Consider the following 21,270-nt stretch of genomic DNA (forward strand, 5'->3'; position numbering starts at 1 on the left):
CGACGTGAAGCGTCCACTGGAAGCGCTGGATGGTTGGATACGTCGCCGACTGCGCTGCGTGATCTGGCGGCAGTGGAAGCGCCCGCGGACCCGGCGTCGTAAGCTCTTGGCGCTGGGGCTGGACGACTATCGGGCGTGGAAGTCAGCGGGAAATGGGCGAGGCGCCTGGTGGAACGCCGGGGCCTCGCACATGAATCAGGCCCTGCCAAGGAAGTGGTTTGATGGACTGGGCCTGATCTCGGTACTCGATACGGTAAGAGGGCTTAGCCGTTCTTCATGAACCGCCGTATACCGAACGGTACGTACGGTGGTGTGGGAGGGCGCCGGGGGTGACCCCGGCCCCTACCCGATTTTGTCCTCAGGCAGATGTCATGAAATTACAATGCTAGACAATAAATGACGTTGCAAACCTCACAATATGGCGGGCATATTGCTGCGTCCGCGCGATAACAACTCCCCCTGGTGACACGATGACGACTACCCAACAACCTCGCGCTCAGTGGCTGGGCCGCTGGGGCTTCGTGCTGGCGGCGACCGGTTCTGCCGTCGGCCTGGGCAATATCTGGAAGTTTCCCTATATCACCGGCGAGCACGGCGGCGGCGCCTTCGTGCTGGTCTATCTGGCCTGCATCCTGGCGGTGGGTGTGCCGGTGATGATGACCGAGATCGCCTTTGGCCGGCGCGGCCGCGGCAGCCCCATCGATGCGGTACGCCGCGTGGTGACGGAATCGGGGCGGTCGCCGCTGTGGTCGCTGCTGGGCTGGATGGCGATGCTGGCCGGCTTCATGATCCTCTCCTTCTACGTGGTGGTGGCCGGCTGGTCGTTCTCCTATCTGTGGAAGATGTTGACCGGTCAGCTCGCCGGCAGCGGCGTGGACGACATGGTGGCGATCTTCGTCGCCAACAACGAGAACCCCTTCAACCTGGGCTTCTGGAGCACCCTGGTGACGCTTCTGACCATGCTGATCGTGGGCAAGGGTGTGCAAGCGGGCATCGAGCGCAGCGTCAGTTGGATGATGCCGGGCATGGTCATCATGCTGCTCATACTGATCGGCTACGGCGTGTTCTCCGGCGGCTTCGGCGAGGCGTGGCGTTTCCTGTTCTCGTTCAATGCCGGCAGCCTGACCAGCGACGGCATGCTGGCTGCCCTGGGTCATGCCTTCTTTACCCTGTCGCTGGCCTCGGGGGCCATCCTCACTTATGGCAGCTACCTGCCGTCACGCACGTCCATTGCGCGCACCACCTTCAGCGTGGCGATTGCCGATACCCTGGTGGCGCTGATGGCGGGGCTGGCGATCTTCCCCATCATCTTCGCCAACGGCATGAACCCCGGCGAGGGGCCGGGTCTGATCTTCATGAGCTTGCCGCTGGCGTTCCAGGCCATGCCGCTGGGCACGCTGTTCGGCATCCTGTTCTTCGTCATGCTCTCCATGGCGGCGCTGACCTCGTCGATCTCCATGGTCGAGGCCACCGTCTCCTGGCTGGTGGACAACAAGGGCATCAGCCGACGCACCGCGGCCTGGGGTACCGGCATCGTGCTGTGGCTGGTGAGCACCCTGGCGATGTTGTCGTTCAATCTGGGGACCGACTGGACCCTGGCCGGCCGTCACTTCTTCGACTGGCTGGACTACCTCACCTCGCGCTGGATGATGCCGCTGGGCGGCCTGGGCATGGCGCTGCTGGCCGGCTTCGTGTTGAAGAGCGAGAGCTTCCGTGAGGAGCTGGGCCTCTCGGCGCAGTGGCATGCGCTGTGGCTGTTCATGGTGCGCTACGTGAGCCCGCTGGGCATCCTGGTGATCTTCGTCGATGCGCTGGGTATCGCGCGCCTGGAATTCGGCATGCACTGGCCCTGGCTGCTGGGCGTGCTGGCGCTGATCACCCTGCTCGGCGAGCTGGTGAGCCCGCGGCTGCGGCGTACCCTGGCCGGCTGAGCACTTGTCTGTCGTTGCACTTGAAGCTAATGTCGGGCCGGTTCGTTGGGAACGTCCTTCGAGGTGAAGAGAGATGATCAGAGTCGCGCTCGTGTTGTTCATGGCCGTGCTGATCGCCGGCTGCGCCGGACGCGGCGGCGGACAGGGCGAGCGCGTCTCGGCACCGTCCGGCTGGAACGGTGAGCAGGGCCAGGCTTCGTTCTATGCCGACCGCTATCACGGCCGCCAGACCGCCAGCGGCGAGCGCCACGACCGCAACGCGCTGACGGCGGCTCACCGCAGCCTGCCGTTCGGTACCCATGTGCGCGTCACGCGGCTGGACAACGGTCGTGAGACGGTGGTGCGCATCAACGACCGCGGCCCCTTCGTACGCGGCAGGGTCATCGACGTCTCGCGCCGCGCGGCTGAGGAACTCGACATGATCGGGCCCGGTGTGGTGAACGTGCGCCTGACGCCGGAGTGAGCGAGCCCGGCCGGCGGATGCCTCGGCCGTCCAGCCATGCGACAATGACGCTTTCGTTCACGTCGGGCTTCGCTCATGTCATCCCCGCGCAGTGAATCCATTGCCGAGCTTCAGAGTCTGCGCCGCGGACGTGCGCGGCGCAGCTGGCTGACGCGCAGTTTCCGCCTGCAGGTGATGTTGCTGGTAGGTGTGCTGCTGGCTGCCATGTTGCTGGCTCAAGGCGCCTATCTCAATCATCGCAAGGGCGAGATCATCAGCCACCAGATGGGCGAGCGCGCGCTGGCCGTGGCGCTCAGCGTGGCCAGCATCCCCGAGCTGATCGCCGCCTTCGACGACCCCGATCCGAGCGCCACCATCCAGCCCATCGCCGAACGCATCCGTCGCGAGACCGGGGCTCGCTACGTGGTGGTGGGCAATACCGAGAGCCTGCGCTATTCCCACCCCCTGCCGGAGCGCCTGGGCGAGTCCATGGTCGGCGGCGACAACGACCGCGCGCTGCTGCACGGCGAGTCCTACGTCTCCGAGGCGGTCGGTTCACTGGGCAAGGCGATGCGCGGCAAGACCCCGGTATTCGATGCCGAGGGCAACATCATCGGCATCGTCTCGGTGGGCTTCATGCTCGACCGCGTGGCCATGGACGTGGTCGAGCACACCAGCCTGGGCTGGTGGCTGGTGGCGCTGATGATCGTGCTCGGCTTCGCCGGTGCCTATCTGCTCTCACGTCATCTGAAAAAGGTGATCCTCGGTCTCGAGCCTTATGAGATCGCCCGGCTGGCGATGGAGAAGGAGGCCATTCTGCAGTCGATTCACGAGGGCATCCTGGCGGTGAACCGCGAAGGACAGATCACCCTGGTGAACCAGCAGGGCCGGCGTTTCCTCGGCCTGCCACCTGAGGAAGAGGTGCTGGGGCGGCCGATCCAGGAACTGGTGCCCAACTCGCGTCTCTCCGAGGTGCTGGAGCGGGGCGAGCGGCAGTTCGATCAGGAGATGTGGCTGGGCGATCACCCCGTGGTGGTCAACCGGGTGCCGATCGTCGACGCCGGCGAAGTGGAAGGGGCGGTGGCGACGTTCCGCAGTCGCCGCGAGATCGTCGAACTCTCCGATGCGCTGAGCGCTGCGAGCCGCGACGTGGACATGCTGCGTGCCCAGGCTCACGAGTATTCCAACAAGCTTTACACCATCTCGGGCATGCTCCAGCTCGATAGAGTCGAAGACGCTCTGGCGCTGATCCATCAGGAGAGCGAGCGCCAGCAGGCCCAGATGACCTTCCTCATGAAGCACGTGGCCGACCCGGTGGTGAGCGGTACGCTATTGGGCAAGCTGACCCGAGCGCGAGAGCTCGACGTGCATCTCGAGATCGACGAGCAGAGCTCGCTTTCCACTCCGCTGACCCTCACCGGCCAGGAGGTCGTCATGACGGTGATCGGCAACCTGATCGACAACGCTTTCCATGCGGTACGTCAGGGTGGGGCAAAAGGGCAGGTGCGGCTGTTCTTCACCGATCTCGGTGAGCAGATGCTGATCGAAGTGGAGGACAACGGCCCCGGCGTGCCGCCCGAACACGTCGAGGCCATCTTCAAGGAAGGTTTTTCCACCAAGCCCGGCAAGCACCGCGGTATCGGCCTGGCGCTGGTCAGTCGCCTGTGTCGCGAACATGGTGGAGCGATCACGCTGGAGGAGAGCGAGCTGGGCGGCGCCTGTTTCACGGTGGTGCTCTCTCGCTCCTTGTGTCGCACCGTGCAACCGGCGCAAGCCGAGAACCCATTACCATAATGCCAATATCCGTGGGGGAAAGAATGTACGAGGCAGGCTCGACGCCTGAAGAATACGGCATCCTGATCATCGAGGACGATTTCCGCATCGCCGAGATACATCGCGCCTTCATCGAGCAGAGCCAAGGCTTTCGAGTCGTGGGGATGGCTCGCAGTGGGGCAGAGGCGCGTGAGCTGATGGCGCAACATGCGGCAGAGGTCCATCTGGTGCTGCTGGATGCCTACCTGCCCGATGTCGAAGGGCTGGAGCTGCTGTGGGCGCTGCGCCGGGATCATGTGCACGTGGACATCGTCATGATCACTGCGGCAAGGGAGGTCGATACCATTTCCGAGGCGCTGCGCGGGGGAATCTTCGACTACCTGATCAAGCCCGTGGAGGCGGCGCGCATGGCGCAGATGCTGGCGCGTTTTCGTCGCGAACGCGAAGCCTTGGCGGCACGCCACGAGCTCAGCCAGGAGGAGCTCGATCGGGTGCTGTCGCGGCTGCGCCCGGAGGGAGCGCCGGGCAGTGCCGCGCGCAGCCTGCCCAAGGGCATCGATCGTCTGACGTTGCGTGCCGTGGTGGCGGCGTTGGACAGTGCTGGCAAGCCTCTGGCGGCCATGGACGTGGCGCGCGCCATGGGAGCGAGTCGCTCCACGGCACGGCGCTATCTGGAATTTCTGGTGTCGGTGCAGGTAGTTGGCGCCGAACTGGGCTACGGTGATGTAGGGAGACCTGAAAGACGCTACCGCCTCGTGGGTGATGCGGCGGCCTGGTGCGAAGAGAGTTGAGGGTGTCAGAGCGGCCCGTGAGCAAAATGAACAAAATGCACACAACGAACAGTTTATCGTTTATGCCCATAAACTTGCCGCTTCGTATCTGGTTCTTCTAACGTTCAACCTGTACGTGGGCATGAGACCCGCTGTCACAACAAGATCCTATCCAGGAGAACGCCATGACTGCCAAGCAACACCTCACCCGTTTCAGTGCCATCGTGCTGCCGCTCGCTGCGGTGGTGGGCATGAGCAGTGCGGCTCAGGCCGACGAGTGGACCCCGACCCGCAACATCGAGTTCATCGCCCCGGCCAACCCCGGCGGCGGCTGGGACACCCTGGTGCGCACCACCTCCCGCGTCATCCAGGAAGAGGGTCTGGCCGAGCGCAGCTTCGGTGCCATCAACGTACCGGGCGGCGGAGGTGCGGTGGCCTGGGCTCAGATCGCCCGTGACAGCGGCAACCCGCACAAGCTGTTCGCCACCAGCCCGCCGATCATTCTGGTGCCGCTGGCCGGCGCATCCCGCTACGACCACACCAGCTTCACGCCGATTGCCAGGCTGATCACCGATTACTCCATCGTGCTGGTACGCAACGACTCGCCCTACGAGGATCTGCCGTCGCTGATCGAAGCCATGGAGCAGAATCCCCAGCTCAGCGTCGGTGGCGGTAGCGCCCCGGGCTCCATGGACCACATCTCCATGGCCGGTCTGGCAGCGGCGGCGGGTCTGAACGCCTCAGACGTCAACTACATCCCGTTCTCCGGTGGTGGTGAAGCCATGACCAGCCTGATGGGCGGTCACGTGGAAGCGGTGATCACCGGCGCCGGCGAGGCTTCCGGTCAGCTTGGCGAGAACAGCCAGATCCGCGCCCTGGGCGTGTCTGCCCCCGAGCGTCTGGGTGGTGCTCTGGCGGAGGTGCCGACCTACCAGGAGCAGGATATTGATTACACCTTCGATATCTGGCGCGGTGTGATGGGCACCCCGGACATGCCGGCGGAGGCGGTGGCCTACTACGAGGATCTGTTCGCTCAGATGCTCGAGACCGACGGCTGGCAGCAGGCCCGCGAGCAGCTGGGCTGGATCGATGCCTATCAGGACAGCGAGGAGTTTGGCGCTTTCCTCGATGAGCAGAAAGAGCAGTTCAGCACCATTCTGGGCGACCTCGGTCTGCTGGGCGAATAACCCACCACGCTTCTGCGATTTTCGCTTCCCGGGTCCGGGCCTCGCCTAGCGAGGTCCGGGCATTCTCGAACGCCAAGAACTTGGGCGCTGCTCACGCGGCGGTAGCCCGGGACCGAATCCCATGACACGACTCAACTCCAACCAGGTCATTGCTCTCTTGCTGGCGCTGCTGTCGGTAGGCTATCTGGCCATGGCCTGGCAGATTCCCTCATTTCCGTTGCCGCGCCCGATCGATTCCGACCTCTTCCCCAAGGTGCTTGGCTTCACGTTGCTGGGGCTTTCGGTGCTGCTGTTTCTCGAGAAACCCAAGGCTCAGGACGTACCGGATGAGCTCGATCCCGAAGAGCAGCGGCTGCCGCTGCTGCTGCGGCCCTGGTCCCGCGTGGCGGTCACGGCGGTGGCGCTGGCGGTCTATGCCCTGATCCTGGTGCCGGTGGGCTTCGTGCTCAGCTCCGTGGCCCTGGTCTTCGGCCTGGCCGCCTACTACGGCTATCGCCGCCACTGGGTCAACCTGGCCACTGCGTTGGGCGTGGTGCTGGGGCTCTATCTGACCATGACGCGCATCATGGGCGTTTACCTACCCACCGGCGTGCTGCCGATCTGACTGGCCGGAGAGTGAGCCCATGGAAGCTTTCAACAATCTGATGTACGGCTTCAGCATCGCGCTGGAGCCGATCAATATCCTCTACGTCTTTGCCGGTGTCTTTGCCGGGACCATCATCGGCATGCTGCCGGGACTGGGGCCGATCAGCGCCCTGGCCCTGATGATTCCGCTGACCTTCGGCATGGAGCCGTCCTCGGGCCTGATTCTGATGGCGGGGGTGTACTACGGCGCGATCTTTGGCGGCTCTACCTCGTCGATCCTGCTCAATGCCCCTGGTGTGGCAGGTACGGTAGCGACTTCCTTCGATGGCTACCCGATGGCCAAGCAGGGCATGGCGGGCAAGGCGCTGGCCATTGCCGCCTACGCCTCCTTCATCGGCGGCACCGTCTCGATCATCTTCCTGATGATGGTGGCGCCTTTGCTCGGGCGGGTGGCGGTGAGCTTCGGCCCGGCCGAGTACTTCTCGCTGATGGTACTGGGTCTTACTGCAGTGGTATCGCTGTCCGACAAGTCGCTGGTCAAGGGGCTGATCGCCGCCGTGGTCGGGGTGATGATCTCAATCATGGGCATCGATCTGCAGACCGGCACCGAGCGCTTCACCTTCGGCACGGTGCATCTGCTCGACGGCATCGAGTTCCTGGTCGTGGCGCTGGGTATCTTCGCTCTGGCCGAGGTGTTCTACATGCTGCTCAAGGGCGGTGGCGGCAAGGAGCAGCCGCGTAACGCCATCGGTTCGCTCAAGCTCTCCAAGCAGGAGATCAAGCAGATCGCCCCGCCCATTGGCCGCAGCTCCATCCTGGGCTTCTTCACCGGCGTGCTGCCGGGTGCCGGTGCCACCATCGGCTCCTTCCTCGGCTACAGCATGGAGAAGCGTCTGGCCAAGGACGGTGACACCTTCGGCAAGGGCAACATCAAGGGCGTGGCGGCGCCGGAGTCGGCCAACAACGCCGCCTGTACCGGTTCCTTCGTGCCGCTGCTGACCCTGGGCGTGCCCGGTTCCGGTTCTACTGCGGTGCTGCTCGGCGCGCTGCTGGTAATGGGCGTGTCGCCCGGCCCGGCGATGCTGGTGGATCGTCCCGACGTCTTCTGGGGCGTGGTGGCGAGCATGTACTTGGGCAACATCTTCCTGCTGGTGCTCAACCTGCCGCTGATTCCGCTGATCGCCAAGATCCTCGACCTGCCGCGGCCGCTGCTGCTGTCACTGATCCTGATCTTCTGCATGATCGGGGTGTACGGCATGAGCTTCAGCGTCTTCGATCTGCTGCTGCTGCTCGGCTTCGGCCTGTTGGGGCTGGGCATGCGCTTGTTCGGCTTCCCGGCTGCGCCGCTGATCCTGGCGCTGATTCTCGGCGACATCATGGAGGAGTCCATGCGCCGGGCGCTGCAGATCTCCGGAGGAGACTGGTCGATCTTCATCGACAAGCCGATCTCCATGTGGCTGTTGATCATTGCCGCGCTGTCACTGACTCTGCCGCTGATCAAGCGCGTAATGGCACGCCGCAGCGTTTGATAACCTGAACCTTCCTGCCTTGAAACGGGGGTGCCGAGCGATCGGCGCCCCCGCTTTCGTTTCCGCTTTTTCCCGTTGCACTGCCATGGTGCTTCGTGGTGGTGCAGCCGCTCCGTCGCGGCGCGTTCATGGCGCCCAAAGCTGCACGTCTGAGGTGCGTAAACGGTAAATTATTCTTTTCTTGCTTTACTTAACCATCCGTTATCCAAAGACTTTTCAGCACTTGCCGCATGATGGCGCACGCTTTGCAGAGACAGGAGGCCTAGTGCTGTGTGGCCAATGTCGGCTGCACATGACCTTCACAACAAGTCCCTCTCTCAGAGGGCGCAAGGAGGTTCGCTTGAACGCTTCCCGACGCATCATGTCTTTCCCGCTTCGTTCCACCACCCTGGCCCTGATGGCAGCGGTTTCCCTCGGCTCTGCCAGTCAGGCACTGGCCCAGGAGGACCCCATCAAGGTGGGAATCCTGCACTCGCTGTCCGGCACCATGGCCATCAGTGAATCGACCCTGAAAGACACAGTGGAGATGCTGATTGCCCAGCAGAACGAGCAGGGCGGTCTGCTGGGACGTCAGCTCGAAGCGGTGGTGGTCGATCCGGCTTCGAACTGGCCGCTGTTCGCCGAGCGGGCGCGTGAGCTGCTCGAACAGCACCAGGTGGACGTGGTATTCGGCAACTGGACCTCGGTATCGCGCAAGGCGGTGCTGCCGGTGTTCGAGGAGCTCAACGGTCTGCTGTTCTATCCGGTCCAGTACGAGGGCGAGGAGTCTTCCGAGAACGTCTTCTACACCGGGGCGGCCCCCAACCAGCAGGCCATTCCCGCCGTGGACTACCTGATCAACGAGATGGGCATCGAGCGCTTCGCGCTGCTCGGCACCGATTACGTCTATCCGCGTACCACCAACCGCATCCTCGAGGCCTACCTCAAGGAAGAGCACGGTGTGGCGGACGACGACATCATGATCAACTACACCCCCTTCGGCCACAGCGACTGGCAGAACATCGTTGCCGAGGTGCGCCGCTTCGGCAGCGAAGGCAAGCCTACTGCGGTGGTCTCGACCATCAACGGCGACGCCAACGTGCCGTTCTACCGTGAACTGGGCAACCAGGGCGTGGACGCCGGTGACATTCCGGTCATCGCCTTCTCGGTGGGCGAGCAGGAGCTGACCGGTGTCGATACCGCCCCGCTGGTCGGTCATCTGGCCGCCTGGAACTACTTCATGAGCGTTGACACCGATGCCAACTACGACTTCATCGACGCCTGGATCGAGTGGACCGGCGACGAAGAGGCGGTAACCAACGACCCGATGGAGGCCCATTACATCGGCTTCAACATGTGGGCCGAGGCGGTACGCAAGGCAGGCACCACCGATCCCGATGCCATCAAGGACGCCATCATCGGCGTGGTGGTACCCAATCTTTCCGGCAGCTATGCGGCGATGATGCCCAACCACCACATCACCAAGCCGGTGCTGATCGGTGAGATCCAGGACAACGGCCAGTTCGACATCGTATGGCAGACGCCCTCCACGGTTGCCGGCGATGCCTGGTCCGATTACCTGCCGGGTTCCCGCGATCTGATGGCCGACTGGCAGGCGCCGATGCGCTGCGGCAACTTCAATGTCGCCACCGGTCGCTGCGGTGGCAGCACGGCGGCCGAAGAGGCCGAAGCAGCACTCGCCGAGTAAGTGGTACCCCGCCCCCGCTGCCCAAGTGCAGCGGGGGAGCACGCCTTCTCTATCGTTTCCGAGGAACGCTCCGATGAGATACCCCCCCATGCTTGGGCCAGCGACGGCCGGGGCGAGGGCCGGCACCGATGCCGCCGAGGATGAACGTACCTCCCAGAGCCGGGGCTCGTGGCTGCTGGTTCTCGCTCTGAGCCTCCTGCTGATGCTCGGTCTCTCCATGACGACCCCCGCAGCGGCGCAGGATGCCGCGCCGGCCGACGATGTTGCCGCCATGACGCTGCTCGAGGCGCTGGATGTCGATTCGTTTCCCGCCAAGGGCAGGGCCATCGAGGCCATCGTGCACAGCGACGATCCCCGCGCCCGCGACTGGCTGCAGGCGCTGCTCGACGGGCGCCTGCAGCGCGCCGGCGACGGCCGCTTCGTGGTGGTGCTCGACAATACCGGTCGCGACTGGCCGGTACAGGATGCGCTGAGCGGCGAGCCGCTGGGCCAGATGTCGCGCCGTGAGCTGGATCGTATCGGCATCAACAATGCGCTGCGCAACCAGCTGCGCAGCGCCATTGCCGTGGTCGATCTCTACGCCGCCGATGTCGGGCTGCGCCGCGCTTCTGCCGAGCGTCTGCTGGGCGAAGTCGATGGCGATCTGGCCGGACCGCTGGCCGAGGTGATCGAAGAAGAGCCGGACGCCAGGGTGCGCGAACGGCTGGTCCAGGCCCTGGCCATCTACCGTCTCGAGCAGGGTGAACTCGAGGCCATAGATGACTTGCAGGGTAGCCTGCACCCCCGGGTACGCGTCGCCCTCAACCGTGCCGCCAACGGCGACGATCCGATCGTGGCCGACGCCGCCCGTGAGGCATTGAACGGCATCGAGCAGATGCTCAAGCTCAACCGCGCCGCCGAGACGCTCTACTTCGGTCTTTCGCTCGGCTCGGTGCTGGTACTCGCCGCCATCGGCCTGGCCATCACCTTCGGCGTGATGGGCGTGATCAACATGGCTCACGGCGAGCTGATCATGCTCGGTGCCTATACCACCTGGGCCATGCAGCAACTGCTGCCCGGTCAGCCGGGGTTGGCCTTGATCCTGGCGATCCCGGCCGGCTTCCTGGTGGCAGCTCTGGCGGGTATCGCCATCGAGCGTGGCGTCATTCAGTTCTTGAAAGGGCGGCCGCTGGAAACGCTGCTGGCCACCTTCGGCATCAGCCTGATCCTGCAGCAGCTGGTGCGCACCGGCATTTCGCCGCTCAACCGCACCGTGATCACGCCGGAGTGGATGAGCGGCTCCATTGCCGTCAACGATGCGCTCTCCCTCACCCTCAATCGAATGTACGTGCTCGGCTTTGCCCTGGTGGTGTTCGCCGTACTGATGCTGATCATGCGCCGCACCCGGCTAGGGCTCGAGGTGCGGGCGGTGACCCAGAACCGCGCCATGGCGCGCTCCATGGGCATTCGCGCCACCCGAGTCGACATCATGACCTTCGCCCTGGGCTCCGGGGTGGCGGGGCTGGCCGGCGTGGCCCTCAGCCAGCTCACCAACGTCGGCCCCAACCTGGGCCAGAACTACATCATCGACTCCTTCATGGTGGTGGTGTTCGGCGGTGTGGGCAACCTGTGGGGCACCCTGGTGGCAGGCCTTTCGCTGGGTGTGATCAATCAGGTGCTGGAGCCCTGGGCCGGTGCCGTGATGGCCAAGATCATCGTGCTGGTGTTCATCATCCTGTTCATTCAAAAGCGCCCCCGCGGACTCTTCCCGCAGAAGGGCCGGGCGGCGGAGGGCTGATCCATGGATTCTTCTCGACTCTGGCTGCTGCGGCCGTTCGGCGAGCGCTCGACGCTGATCTTTCTTGGCGTACTGCTGGCGGCCATGACGCTGGTGACGCTGCTGCACGTGGCGGTACCGCCTGGTCACCCGCTCTACGTCAGCGCTTATACCGTTAACTTGTTCGGCAAGTACCTGAGCTATGCGCTGCTGGCGGTGGCAGTGGATCTGGTGTGGGGCTATCTCGGTATCCTCAGCCTCGGGCACGGCGCTTTCTTCGCCCTGGGCGGCTACGCCATGGGCATGTACCTGATGCGCCAGATCGGCGACCGCGGCGTCTACGGCCACCCGGAGCTGCCCGATTTCATGGTGTTCCTCAACTGGGACAGCCTGCCGTGGTACTGGTACGGCTTCGACATGGCCTGGTTCGCCTTTCTGATGGTGTTGCTGGTGCCGGGGGCGCTGGCGCTGGTGTTCGGCTTCCTGGCGTTCCGCTCGCGGGTCACCGGGGTCTATCTGTCGATCATCACCCAGGCGCTCACCTTCGCCCTGATGCTGGCCTTCTTCCGCAACGAGATGGGCTTCGGCGGCAACAACGGACTGACCGACTTCCGCGAGATTCTCGGCTTCAACCTGCGCAGCAGCGAGACCCGGCTGGGCCTTTTCCTGGCCACCGGCGTGGCCCTGGCGCTGGGTTACGTGCTGTGCCGGGCCATCGTCACCAGCAAGCTGGGCCGGGTGTGCGTGGCGACCCGCGACGCCGAGGCGCGCACGCGCTTTCTCGGCTACCGGGTCGAGCGCTTCCAGCTGTTCGTGTTCACGGTCTCGGCCATGCTGGCGGGGCTTGCCGGGGCGCTCTACGTGCCCCAGGTCGGCATCATCAACCCCAGCGAGTTTTCGCCGCTGTTCTCCATCGAGATCGTGCTGTGGGTGGCGCTGGGCGGCCGGGCGACGCTCTACGGGGCGGTGATCGGGGCGATACTGGTCAACTATGCCAAGACGGTCTTCACCGGGGCAATGCCGGACGCCTGGCTGTTCGCCCTGGGCGGACTCTTCGTGCTGGTCACGGTGTTCCTGCCCAAGGGTGTGGCAGGGCTGCTGGCGCTCAGGCTGCGCCGCCGCCGAGACGGTGACGGTTCGTTTTCCGGCAAGGAGGCATCGGCATGAGCATTCTGCGTTCCCTGGCCAGCCGTGACCGGGTCTTCGATTTCCTGGTACCCGTGGAGTCGCCGGTCGACGTGCGGCACGGGCCGATCCTCTACCTGGAGGACGTGACGGTCAGCTTCGATGGCTTCAAGGCGATCAACGCACTCAACCTGACCATCGACGACGGCGAGCTGCGCTGCATCATCGGGCCCAACGGTGCCGGCAAGACCACCATGATGGACATCATCACCGGCAAGACCCGGCCCGACAGCGGCCAGGTCTGGTTCGGCAGCCGTCACGACCTGCTGACCATGAACGAGCCGGAGATCGCCAGTCTCGGCATCGGCCGCAAGTTCCAGAAGCCCACGGTGTTCGAAGCGCTCACGGTGTTCGAGAACCTGGAGCTGGCGATGGCCGCCGACAAGCGCATCCTGCCCACGCTCACCGCCCGCATCAACGGCGAGATTCGCGATCGCATCGACGAGATCCTGGAGATCATCGGCCTGAAGGCACTGCACGCCCGCCCGGCGGGCATTCTCTCCCATGGTCAGAAGCAGTGGCTGGAGATCGGCATGCTGCTGATGCAGCGGCCGCGGCTGCTGCTGGTGGACGAGCCGGTGGCGGGCATGACCGAGCAGGAGATGGAGCGTACCGCCGAACTGCTCACCGGGCTTGCCGGCAAGCAATCCGTTGTCGTGGTGGAGCACGACATGGGCTTCGTGCGTTCCATCGCGCGCAAGGTGACGGTGCTGCATCAGGGCAGCGTACTGGCGGAGGGCAGCATGGATCAGGTCTCCAGCGACCCACGGGTGATCGAAGTCTACCTGGGTGCCGAAGCCGAAGAGGAGACGCTCTGATGCTGGCGATCGACAAGCTCAACCAGTTCTATGGCGAGAGCCACACTCTGTGGGATCTCGACCTGGCCGTGCCAGCCGGGAAGTGTACCTGCGTGATGGGCCGCAACGGGGTGGGCAAGACCACCCTGATGAAGGCCGTCATGGGCGAGGTGAAGGTCTCCTCCGGCAGCATTCGCTATGCCGACGATGTCGAGCTGACCAAGCGGCGGGTGGAGGATCGCTCGCGTTTGGGAATCGGCTACGTGCCCCAGGGGCGGCAGATCTTCCCCTTGCTCACCGTGGAAGAGAACCTGCGCACCGGTCTGGCGGCTCGCGGCGACGGCAGGCGCACCATTCCGGAGCGCATCTATGAGCTCTTTCCGGTGCTCAAGGAGATGAAGCACCGCCGTGGCGGGGATCTCTCCGGCGGCCAGCAGCAGCAGCTGGCCATCGGCCGTGCCCTGGTGATCGAGCCTCGCCTGTTGATCCTCGATGAACCGGGCGAGGGCATTCAGCCCAATATCGTCACCCTGATCGGCGAGGTGATTCGTAAGCTGATCGAGGAGGACGGTCTCACCGTGCTGCTGGTGGAGCAGAAGCTGCCCTTCGCACGCAAGTACGCCGACCGTTTCGTGATCATGGATCGCGGCAGGCCGGTAGCCAAGGGTGAGATCGCAGAACTCTCCGATGCGCTGATCAAGGAACACCTGACGGTATAGGGCGACTGTGGCGATGCCCGCACCAGAAGGGTGCTGCGAACGAAAATGGTGCATTAGGTTGGTGCAAAAGCGCCGAACTGGCGCACCAAAAGGAGTCGGTGAGTCGTGGCTGCGGCTCGCCGATTTTTTATAAGGTGTTGTTTATAAAAGCGAGTTGGGGCGATTCACCAAGCTGGTACGACCCTTGCTGAAGGGTTGGTCAGATATGTATGCCACGAGCCGCCAATGACCGCTTTCGCCAACTCCGCTTTCGCCAAGCCAGCGACGCACTCCGGCCATCGCTTCGATGCCGAGCGTCACTGGGCGGCGTCGCTGACGCTCGGCTTCGACTGCCGCGATGGGCATACGCGTATGGTCGAGGCGCGCCACCGCGGCCCGCTACGGGTGCAGCGGCCTTTCTACCCGGAAGGGCGAGATGGCGCCTGCCACGTCTACTTGCTGCATCCACCCGGCGGGTTGGTCAGCGGCGATGCCTTGAGCATCGCCGCGCGGGTCGAGCCGCAAGCCCATGCGCTGCTGACCACGCCTGCCGCCAACAAGCTCTACCGGGCCGACAGCCACGGCGTGGCCTGGGAACAGCGCACCAGTCTTAAGGTATCGCAGCACGGCATTCTCGAATGGCTGCCCCAGGAGACCATCGCCTTCGATGGCTCGCGGGGCGTGCAGGAGACGCTCATCGAACTCGATGCGGGGGCGCGCTGCCTGGGCTGGGAAGTACTGGCGCTGGGCCGGCCGGCGAGCCGACTGCCTTATGTGTCGGGGCGCATCGATCAGCGCTTTCGGCTGTATCGCGACGGCAAGCCACTGTGGCTGGAGCGCCAACCGCTCGATCCGGCTCACCCGCGCTTCACCGGCCGCTGGGGGCAGGGCGGCGCCAGCGTACAGGCCACTTTATGGGCCGTGGGTCTCAGTGACGAAACCGCCGCCATCGAGGCACTGCGTGAGGCGCTCGCGGCGAGCCCGCGCTGGGCGGTGACCGTGCGCCACGGCGTACTGCTGCTGCGTTACCTGGGCCATGAACGCAACGAAGCCTGGGAGATCTGCCGGCAGGCCTGGGCCTGCCTGAGGCCGCTGCTCATCGGTGTGCCCGCTCATCCGCCCCGTATCTGGTTCACCTGACTCACCAGGAGAGACGCATGGAACTGACCCCGAGAGACAAGGACAAGCTGCTGCTGTTCTCCGCCGCCCAGCTGGCCGAACGACGCCGGGCCCGCGGCCTCAAGCTCAACTATCCAGAGGCCGTGGCGCTGATCAGCTTCGAGATCATGGAAGGCGCGCGCGACGGGCGCAGCGTGGCCGAGCTGATGAGCTACGGCCGCGAGATCCTCGGCCGCGACGATGTGATGGAGGGGGTAGCCGAGATGGTGCACGAGGTGCAGGTCGAGGCCACCTTTCCCGACGGCACCAAATTAGTGACTGTCCACTCACCCATTGTGTAAGGAGCCATCCATGATTCCTGGTGAGTATCAGCTGAAGGACGGCGAGATCGAGCTTTGCGCCGGGCGCGAGCGGATCACGCTGGAGGTGGCCAATACCGGCGACCGGCCGATCCAGGTCGGCTCCCACTATCACTTCGCCGAAACCAACCCGGCGCTGGTCTTCGACCGTGCCAAGGCGCGCGGCTTTCGCCTGGACGTGGCGGCGGGAACGGCGATTCGCTTCGAGCCGGGCCAGACCCGTGAAGTCACGCTGATCCCCTTTGCCGGCAGCCGTCACATCTACGGCTTCCGCGGTGAGGTGATGGGCCCGCTCTCTATCGCGCCCGCCCCCGCGCGCAAATCGTCATCCGGCGACGCAGCGAATGGAGACCCGTCATGAGCACGCCTAACAAGATCAGCCGGCAGGCCTATGCCGACATGTACGGCCCCACCGTGGGCGACCGAGTGCGTCTGGGCGACACCGAGCTGTGGATCGAGGTGGAGCGCGACGCCACCCACTACGGCGAGGAGGTGAAGTTCGGCGGCGGCAAGGTGATCCGCGACGGCATGGGCCAGAGCCAGCGCGCCGACGCCACGGTGATGGACACGGTGATCACCAACGCCCTGATCCTCGACTGGTGGGGCATCATCAAGGCCGATGTCGGCATCCAGGCGGGCCGAATCGCGGCCATCGGCAAGGCGGGCAACCCGGACACCCAGCCCGACGTGGAGATCGTCATCGGCCCCGGCACCGAGATCATCGCCGGCGAGGGCAAGATCCTCACCGCCGGCGGAATCGATGCTCACATCCACTTCATCTGCCCCCAGCAGGTGGAGGAGGCGCTGATGAGCGGCATCACCACCATGCTCGGCGGCGGCACCGGACCTGCCACCGGCAGTAATGCCACCACCTGCACGCCGGGCGCCTGGCACATCGGCAGAATGCTGCAGGCGGTGGACGAGCTGCCGATGAACATCGGCCTGCTCGGCAAGGGCAACGCCAGCCTGCCCGAGGCGCTGGAAGCGCAGATCGAGGCGGGCGTCATCGGCCTCAAGCTGCACGAGGACTGGGGCACCACGCCGGCCTCCATCGACACCTGCCTGAGCGTGGCCGAGCGCTACGACGTGCAGATCGCCATCCATACCGACACGCTCAACGAGTCGGGCTTCGTCGAGGACACCCTGGCTGCCTTCAAGGAGCGTGGCATCCACACCTACCACACCGAGGGCGCCGGTGGCGGTCACGCGCCGGATATTCTCATCGCCTGCTCCAAGCCCTACGTGCTGCCGTCGTCGACCAACCCGACGCGACCCTACACGATCAACACCATCGACGAGCATCTCGACATGCTGATGGTGTGTCACCACCTCGATCCCAACATTCCCGAGGACGTGGCCTTCGCCGACTCGCGCATTCGCCGCGAGACCATCGCTGCCGAGGACATCCTGCAGGACATGGGGGTGATCTCGATGATCGCCTCGGACTCCCAGGCCATGGGGCGGGTGGGGGAGGTGGTGTGCCGCACCTGGCAGACCGCTCACAAGATGAAGGTGCAGCGCGGCCTGCTGCCGGAGGACGAGGCGCTCGGCGCCGACAACTTTCGCGCCCGGCGCTACATCGCCAAGTACACCATCAACCCGGCGATCACCCATGGCATCGCCCATGAGGTGGGCTCCATCGAGGTGGGCAAGCTGGCCGACCTGGTGCTGTGGAGCCCCGCCTTCTTCGGCGTCAAGCCGGCGCTGATCCTCAAGGCCGGCATGATTGCGGCGGCGCCGATGGGCGACCCCAACGCGTCTATCCCCACGCCGCAGCCGGTGCACTACCGTCCCATGTTCGGTGCCTTCGGCCGGGCGGCGAGCCAGAGCCGCGTGAGCTTCGTCAGCCAGGCGGCGCTGGACGCCGGCGTCGGCGAGCGGCTGGGGCTCGCGAGCCCACTGGTGGCGTGCAAGAGCGTGCGCGGGGTGCGCAAGAGCGACATGAAGCTCAACGACGCCTGCCCCGAGCTCAGCGTCGATCCGCAGACCTATGAGGTGCGCTGTGACGGCGAGCTGCTGACCTGCGAGCCGGCTACCGAGCTGCCATTGGCGCAGCGCTACCACCTGTTCTGAAGCCTTCGAGGATGGTGCCATGCTCGCAACCCCGCACTCACCACGCCACGCGCCCGAAACCCTGGCATTCCGGTCGGACTCCTGCGGTCGGAAAGACGGCACATCCCTGTGCCGGCTTTCCTCGATCTTCATCCATGAAGATCGCCCGCATCGTCTCGCCCGGACTGCCAGCGGTCGCGCGAGGTGGTTCGGCGGGGTGCGGTCTGTCACCGGCATGGCCCAGGGCCTGAATTCAACGAGGCAATCGCAATGCTGAAACTGATCGAACGTCTGGGACCCATCGAGGGGCGCCAGGCCAGCGACACCCTCACGCTGCCCTATGAGCTGCGTATTCGCGGTCGGCTCAAGGCGGTCAGCGACTCCGGTCGCGATCTGGGGTTGTTTCTCGACCGTGGCCCGGTGTTGCGCCATGGCGAGGGGCTGCGCGCCGAGAGTGGCGAGATCGTGCGGGTCAGGGCTGCCGACGAGCCGGTGGTGACCGCGCGGGTCGAAGCGGGCTTGCCCCTGGCACGGCTCGCCTACCACCTTGGCAATCGCCACGTGCAACTGGCACTGGGTGAGGACTGGCGGGGTGGTTACGTACGCTTCCCGCCGGATCACGTCCTGGAGGAGCTGGCCGAGCTGCTGGGGGCGAGCCTGGAGCGGCACGAGGCGCCTTTCGACCCCGAGCCGGGCGCCTACAACCAGCTGGGCCATTCACATGCTCATGGTCATGACCACGACCATGCTCATGATCACAGCCACGACCATAGCCACGACCACAGCCATGGGCATCACCATGCCCCGTGAGGCAGCGTCCGCGGCGGTCACGGCCCAGGGCGACGACCTGGCGCTGCTGGGGCTGTTGCAACTGGTCAGCCCGGCGCTGCCGATCGGCGCCTTCGCCTTCTCCCAGGGCCTTGAGAGCGCCTTCGAGCTGGGCTGGGTAAAGGACGAGGCGAGCCTCGGCGACTGGCTGACCGGCGTGCTTGATGACGGCCTGACCCGCTGCGAGCTGCCGGTGCTGGCGCGCCTGCAGCGGGCCTGGGCAGAGCGGGACACCGAGGCGATCGCTCAATGGGATGGCTGGCTTGCCGCCAACCGCGAAACCGCCGAGCTGGCCGCCGAGGATTCGCGCCTGGGTGCCTCGCTGGCGCGGCTGCTGGGCAGCCTGGGGTTGCTGCCCGTTGATCGTTCGGTCGAGTCGCCCGCGCTGCCGGCAGGGGCGGGCTACGTGACGGTGTTTGCCTGGGCCGCCCAGGTACGTGGGGTGGCGCCGCGCCAGGCCATGCTCGGCTTTGCCTGGGCTTGGCTCGAGAACCAGCTGGCGGTGGCCTGCAAGGCGTTGCCGCTGGGGCATACCGCCGCTCAGCGCCTGGTCGAGCGGCTGCGCCCGGCGTTGGTCGCCGCGGTAGACGAGGCGCTCGTGCTCGAGGACGACGAACTCGGCCCTGCGCTGCCCGGCCTGGCGCTGGCCAGCGCGTTGCACGAAACGCAGTACTCGAGGCTTTTTCGGAGTTGATTGCGATGGTCAGCCAGCCAGTCCGCTGCGCTCACCACACCACGCGCTCGAAACCCTGGCGCTCCGGCCGGACTCCCGCGGTCGGAAAGACGGCACATCCCTGTGCCGGCTTTCCTCGATCTTCATCCATGAAGATCGCCCGCGTCGTCTCGGCCATCGCCCCAGCGATCGCGTGAGGTGGATTCGGCAGCAACTGGTCTGGTGCCTGTCGACATACACAGTGCCGCTAAGGTGGCCAAGGAGACAAAGATGACACATTGCCTACGCGTCGGCGTCGGTGGCCCGGTGGGGTCCGGCAAGACGGCCCTGCTCAAGCAGCTGTGCCTGGCGCTGCGCGACCACTACGACATCGCCGTGGTGACCAACGACATCTACACCCGCGAGGATGCCGACTTCCTGCTGCGCCACGAGGCGCTGCCGGCCGACCGCATTCTCGGCGTGGAGACCGGAGGCTGCCCGCACACGGCGATCCGCGAGGATGCCTCGATGAACCTCGCCGCCATCGACGAACTGCAGGAGCGGCATCCAGGCCTGGAGCTGGTGCTGGTGGAGTCCGGTGGCGACAACCTCTCGGCCACCTTCAGCCCCGAGCTTTCCGACCTGACCCTCTACGTGATCGACGTCTCCGCCGGCGACAAGATCCCGCGCAAGGGCGGCCCCGGTATCACCAAGTCGGATCTGCTGATCATCAACAAGATCGACATCGCCGAGCAGGTTCACGCCTCGCTCGAGGTGATGGAGCGCGATTCGAAGAAGATGCGCGGCGAGCGCCCGTTCGTCTTCACCAATCTCTACGATGGCGTCGGCCTCGAGGAGATCATCCGTTTCATTCTTGACCGCGGCATGCTGCCGGAGCGCCGGCCCCAGGCTCAGCCGGCCAGTGCCTGACGACCATTCGACTACCTTCGGCTAGGAGATCGCCATCATGAAAACGACCTGTTCATCATCCACACAGCTGGCTCTGCTCGCGGCACCGATGCTTCTCCTCCTCGCCGGTCTGGCCGTGGCCCACCCAGGGCACGACCATGTCCACGGCGGTGGTTTTGCCGCCGGCCTGGCTCACCCGCTGCTGGGGCTCGACCACCTGCTGGCGATGCTGGCGGTGGGGCTGTGGAGCCTGCGTCAGAGCCGGGCCTTCAGCCTTGCTGCGCCGGCTCTGGCCGCGGGCGGCATGTTGTTGGGAGCGGGGCTGGCCTGGGCCGGCATGGTATTGCCGGGCGTGGAGTTCGGCATCGCCATGTCGGTACTGCTGGCAGGGGTGCTGATCGCGGCGCTGGTCAAGGTACCCACGCTAGTGGGGGCTGGTGTGGTCGTGCTGTTCATGCTGTTCCACGGCCATGCCCATGGCAGCGAGATGCCCCACGGTGCCTCCATGCTGGCCTATCTGGCCGGCTTCACCCTGGCGACGCTGGCCATCACCTACGCAGGGCGTGCGGCGGGGGCGTTCCTGATGGCGCGTGAGAACCGTATCCTGCGGGCGCTGGGCGTTGCGATCGCCGCTGCCGGGGCGCTGTTCGCCCTGGGCTGATCCTTACTCGCAATCCTGGTTTTGTCGCGCCCGGCTTCGGCCGGGCGCGCCGTATTAGCAAAAGTTGACAGAAAACGCGCCGCCACCCAGCTTTAAGGGGATGCTTGGGGAAAGGAGAGCGCATGGATACGCTACTGCTGGCGATCAAGATCGTCGTGACTCTGCTGGTCGCGATTCTCTTCGTGCAGAACATCACCCTGGTCGAGGTGCGCTTCCTTACTTGGGGAATGCGGATGCCGTTGGCGCTACTGCTGCTGGTGATCTATGTGCTGGGCATGGTCAGTGGCAAGTCGCTGTTTCACCTGTTGGGTCGGCTACGGAATGATCGCAAGCGGCCAATGAGGTGAGTC

22 protein-coding genes are annotated in these 21,270 nt (G+C 65.2%); all 22 read left to right on the top strand.

Going from position 1 to position 21,270, the window contains the following annotated elements:
* The coding region (locus C4S71_RS00005) for a group II intron maturase-specific domain-containing protein (protein ID WP_304481819.1) at window positions 1-280 on the top strand (280 nt) is incomplete at its 5' end.
* Window positions 281-470: 190 nt separating this feature from the next.
* Complete coding sequence (locus C4S71_RS00010; RefSeq protein ID WP_103967782.1) at window positions 471-1,931, top strand: sodium-dependent transporter; 1,461 nt, start codon at window positions 471-473, stop codon at window positions 1,929-1,931.
* Between the two features lie 73 nt (window positions 1,932-2,004).
* Window positions 2,005-2,394, top strand: coding sequence for a septal ring lytic transglycosylase RlpA family protein (locus C4S71_RS00015; RefSeq protein WP_086509564.1), 390 nt, complete (start codon window positions 2,005-2,007; stop codon window positions 2,392-2,394).
* Between the two features lie 75 nt (window positions 2,395-2,469).
* Complete coding sequence (locus C4S71_RS00020) at window positions 2,470-4,167, top strand: ATP-binding protein (RefSeq protein ID WP_086509565.1); 1,698 nt, start codon at window positions 2,470-2,472, stop codon at window positions 4,165-4,167.
* Between the two features lie 23 nt (window positions 4,168-4,190).
* Window positions 4,191-4,937 (top strand): response regulator, encoded by a 747-nt coding sequence (locus tag C4S71_RS00025; RefSeq protein ID WP_086509566.1) that lies wholly within the window; start codon window positions 4,191-4,193, stop codon window positions 4,935-4,937.
* Window positions 4,938-5,101: 164 nt separating this feature from the next.
* A complete protein-coding gene (locus C4S71_RS00030) occupies window positions 5,102-6,103 on the top strand; it encodes a Bug family tripartite tricarboxylate transporter substrate binding protein (RefSeq protein WP_086509567.1) in 1,002 nt (333 codons plus the stop codon).
* A 121-nt stretch (window positions 6,104-6,224) separates the two neighbouring features.
* On the top strand, window positions 6,225-6,707 hold the full coding sequence (locus C4S71_RS00035; RefSeq protein ID WP_086509568.1) for a tripartite tricarboxylate transporter TctB family protein: 483 nt from the start codon (window positions 6,225-6,227) through the stop codon (window positions 6,705-6,707).
* A gap of 19 nt (window positions 6,708-6,726) precedes the next feature.
* Window positions 6,727-8,217 (top strand): tripartite tricarboxylate transporter permease, encoded by a 1,491-nt coding sequence (locus C4S71_RS00040; RefSeq protein WP_086509569.1) that lies wholly within the window; start codon window positions 6,727-6,729, stop codon window positions 8,215-8,217.
* Between the two features lie 397 nt (window positions 8,218-8,614).
* Window positions 8,615-9,904 (top strand): urea ABC transporter substrate-binding protein, encoded by a 1,290-nt coding sequence (urtA, locus tag C4S71_RS00045; protein ID WP_371832013.1) that lies wholly within the window; start codon window positions 8,615-8,617, stop codon window positions 9,902-9,904.
* 202 nt (window positions 9,905-10,106) lie between these two features.
* On the top strand, window positions 10,107-11,681 hold the full coding sequence (gene urtB / locus C4S71_RS00050) for an urea ABC transporter permease subunit UrtB (protein ID WP_103968075.1): 1,575 nt from the start codon (window positions 10,107-10,109) through the stop codon (window positions 11,679-11,681).
* 3 nt (window positions 11,682-11,684) lie between these two features.
* Window positions 11,685-12,827, top strand: coding sequence for an urea ABC transporter permease subunit UrtC (urtC, locus tag C4S71_RS00055; RefSeq protein WP_103967783.1), 1,143 nt, complete (start codon window positions 11,685-11,687; stop codon window positions 12,825-12,827).
* Complete coding sequence (urtD, locus tag C4S71_RS00060) at window positions 12,824-13,663, top strand: urea ABC transporter ATP-binding protein UrtD (RefSeq protein WP_103967784.1); 840 nt, start codon at window positions 12,824-12,826, stop codon at window positions 13,661-13,663. Before urtC ends, urtD begins: the two co-directional genes overlap by 4 nt.
* Window positions 13,663-14,361 (top strand): urea ABC transporter ATP-binding subunit UrtE, encoded by a 699-nt coding sequence (urtE, locus tag C4S71_RS00065; RefSeq protein ID WP_086509572.1) that lies wholly within the window; start codon window positions 13,663-13,665, stop codon window positions 14,359-14,361. Before urtD ends, urtE begins: the two co-directional genes overlap by 1 nt.
* A 225-nt stretch (window positions 14,362-14,586) precedes the next feature.
* Complete coding sequence (locus C4S71_RS00070) at window positions 14,587-15,480, top strand: urease accessory protein UreD (RefSeq protein WP_086509573.1); 894 nt, start codon at window positions 14,587-14,589, stop codon at window positions 15,478-15,480.
* 17 nt (window positions 15,481-15,497) lie between these two features.
* Window positions 15,498-15,800, top strand: coding sequence for an urease subunit gamma (locus tag C4S71_RS00075; protein ID WP_103967785.1), 303 nt, complete (start codon window positions 15,498-15,500; stop codon window positions 15,798-15,800).
* Window positions 15,801-15,810: 10 nt separating this feature from the next.
* Window positions 15,811-16,179: an urease subunit beta gene (locus C4S71_RS00080; protein ID WP_103967786.1), complete on the top strand. Its 369-nt coding sequence runs from the start codon at window positions 15,811-15,813 to the stop codon at window positions 16,177-16,179.
* Window positions 16,176-17,891 carry an urease subunit alpha gene (ureC, locus tag C4S71_RS00085; protein WP_103967787.1) on the top strand — a complete coding sequence of 572 codons (1,716 nt, stop codon included), beginning with the start codon at window positions 16,176-16,178 and terminating at the stop codon, window positions 17,889-17,891. Before C4S71_RS00080 ends, ureC begins: the two co-directional genes overlap by 4 nt.
* A 249-nt stretch (window positions 17,892-18,140) precedes the next feature.
* Entirely contained in the window at window positions 18,141-18,680 is a 540-nt protein-coding gene (gene ureE, locus C4S71_RS00090; protein WP_103967788.1) for an urease accessory protein UreE, read from the top strand.
* Entirely contained in the window at window positions 18,658-19,392 is a 735-nt protein-coding gene (locus C4S71_RS00095) for an urease accessory protein UreF (RefSeq protein ID WP_103967789.1), read from the top strand. Before ureE ends, C4S71_RS00095 begins: the two co-directional genes overlap by 23 nt.
* A gap of 249 nt (window positions 19,393-19,641) precedes the next feature.
* Window positions 19,642-20,280 carry an urease accessory protein UreG gene (gene ureG / locus C4S71_RS00100; RefSeq protein WP_086509579.1) on the top strand — a complete coding sequence of 213 codons (639 nt, stop codon included), beginning with the start codon at window positions 19,642-19,644 and terminating at the stop codon, window positions 20,278-20,280.
* 37 nt (window positions 20,281-20,317) lie between these two features.
* Complete coding sequence (locus tag C4S71_RS00105; protein WP_103967790.1) at window positions 20,318-20,920, top strand: HupE/UreJ family protein; 603 nt, start codon at window positions 20,318-20,320, stop codon at window positions 20,918-20,920.
* A 122-nt stretch (window positions 20,921-21,042) separates the two neighbouring features.
* Window positions 21,043-21,267: a LapA family protein gene (locus C4S71_RS00110; protein WP_103967791.1), complete on the top strand. Its 225-nt coding sequence runs from the start codon at window positions 21,043-21,045 to the stop codon at window positions 21,265-21,267.
* Window positions 21,268-21,270: the final 3 nt, after the last annotated feature.

The sequence above is a fragment of the Billgrantia desiderata genome, assembly GCF_900108215.1.
GTDB classification, from domain to species: Bacteria; Pseudomonadota; Gammaproteobacteria; order Pseudomonadales; family Halomonadaceae; genus Halomonas; species Halomonas desiderata.

What these genes read in the sequence shown, in the direction of transcription:
- C4S71_RS00010 (WP_103967782.1), top strand. Translation starts at nt 471, where the DNA reads ATGACGACTACCCAACAACCTCGCGCTCAGTGGCTGGGCCGCTGGGGC.
- C4S71_RS00015 (WP_086509564.1), top strand. Translation starts at nt 2,005, where the DNA reads ATGATCAGAGTCGCGCTCGTGTTGTTCATGGCCGTGCTGATCGCCGGC.
- C4S71_RS00020 (WP_086509565.1), top strand. Translation starts at nt 2,470, where the DNA reads ATGTCATCCCCGCGCAGTGAATCCATTGCCGAGCTTCAGAGTCTGCGC.
- C4S71_RS00025 (WP_086509566.1), top strand. Translation starts at nt 4,191, where the DNA reads ATGTACGAGGCAGGCTCGACGCCTGAAGAATACGGCATCCTGATCATC.
- C4S71_RS00030 (WP_086509567.1), top strand. Translation starts at nt 5,102, where the DNA reads ATGACTGCCAAGCAACACCTCACCCGTTTCAGTGCCATCGTGCTGCCG.
- C4S71_RS00035 (WP_086509568.1), top strand. Translation starts at nt 6,225, where the DNA reads ATGACACGACTCAACTCCAACCAGGTCATTGCTCTCTTGCTGGCGCTG.
- C4S71_RS00040 (WP_086509569.1), top strand. Translation starts at nt 6,727, where the DNA reads ATGGAAGCTTTCAACAATCTGATGTACGGCTTCAGCATCGCGCTGGAG.
- urtA (WP_371832013.1), top strand. Translation starts at nt 8,615, where the DNA reads ATGGCAGCGGTTTCCCTCGGCTCTGCCAGTCAGGCACTGGCCCAGGAG.
- urtB (WP_103968075.1), top strand. Translation starts at nt 10,107, where the DNA reads ATGCTCGGTCTCTCCATGACGACCCCCGCAGCGGCGCAGGATGCCGCG.
- urtC (WP_103967783.1), top strand. Translation starts at nt 11,685, where the DNA reads ATGGATTCTTCTCGACTCTGGCTGCTGCGGCCGTTCGGCGAGCGCTCG.
- urtD (WP_103967784.1), top strand. Translation starts at nt 12,824, where the DNA reads ATGAGCATTCTGCGTTCCCTGGCCAGCCGTGACCGGGTCTTCGATTTC.
- urtE (WP_086509572.1), top strand. Translation starts at nt 13,663, where the DNA reads ATGCTGGCGATCGACAAGCTCAACCAGTTCTATGGCGAGAGCCACACT.
- C4S71_RS00070 (WP_086509573.1), top strand. Translation starts at nt 14,587, where the DNA reads ATGACCGCTTTCGCCAACTCCGCTTTCGCCAAGCCAGCGACGCACTCC.
- C4S71_RS00075 (WP_103967785.1), top strand. Translation starts at nt 15,498, where the DNA reads ATGGAACTGACCCCGAGAGACAAGGACAAGCTGCTGCTGTTCTCCGCC.
- C4S71_RS00080 (WP_103967786.1), top strand. Translation starts at nt 15,811, where the DNA reads ATGATTCCTGGTGAGTATCAGCTGAAGGACGGCGAGATCGAGCTTTGC.
- ureC (WP_103967787.1), top strand. Translation starts at nt 16,176, where the DNA reads ATGAGCACGCCTAACAAGATCAGCCGGCAGGCCTATGCCGACATGTAC.
- ureE (WP_103967788.1), top strand. Translation starts at nt 18,141, where the DNA reads ATGCTGAAACTGATCGAACGTCTGGGACCCATCGAGGGGCGCCAGGCC.
- C4S71_RS00095 (WP_103967789.1), top strand. Translation starts at nt 18,658, where the DNA reads ATGGGCATCACCATGCCCCGTGAGGCAGCGTCCGCGGCGGTCACGGCC.
- ureG (WP_086509579.1), top strand. Translation starts at nt 19,642, where the DNA reads ATGACACATTGCCTACGCGTCGGCGTCGGTGGCCCGGTGGGGTCCGGC.
- C4S71_RS00105 (WP_103967790.1), top strand. Translation starts at nt 20,318, where the DNA reads ATGAAAACGACCTGTTCATCATCCACACAGCTGGCTCTGCTCGCGGCA.
- C4S71_RS00110 (WP_103967791.1), top strand. Translation starts at nt 21,043, where the DNA reads ATGGATACGCTACTGCTGGCGATCAAGATCGTCGTGACTCTGCTGGTC.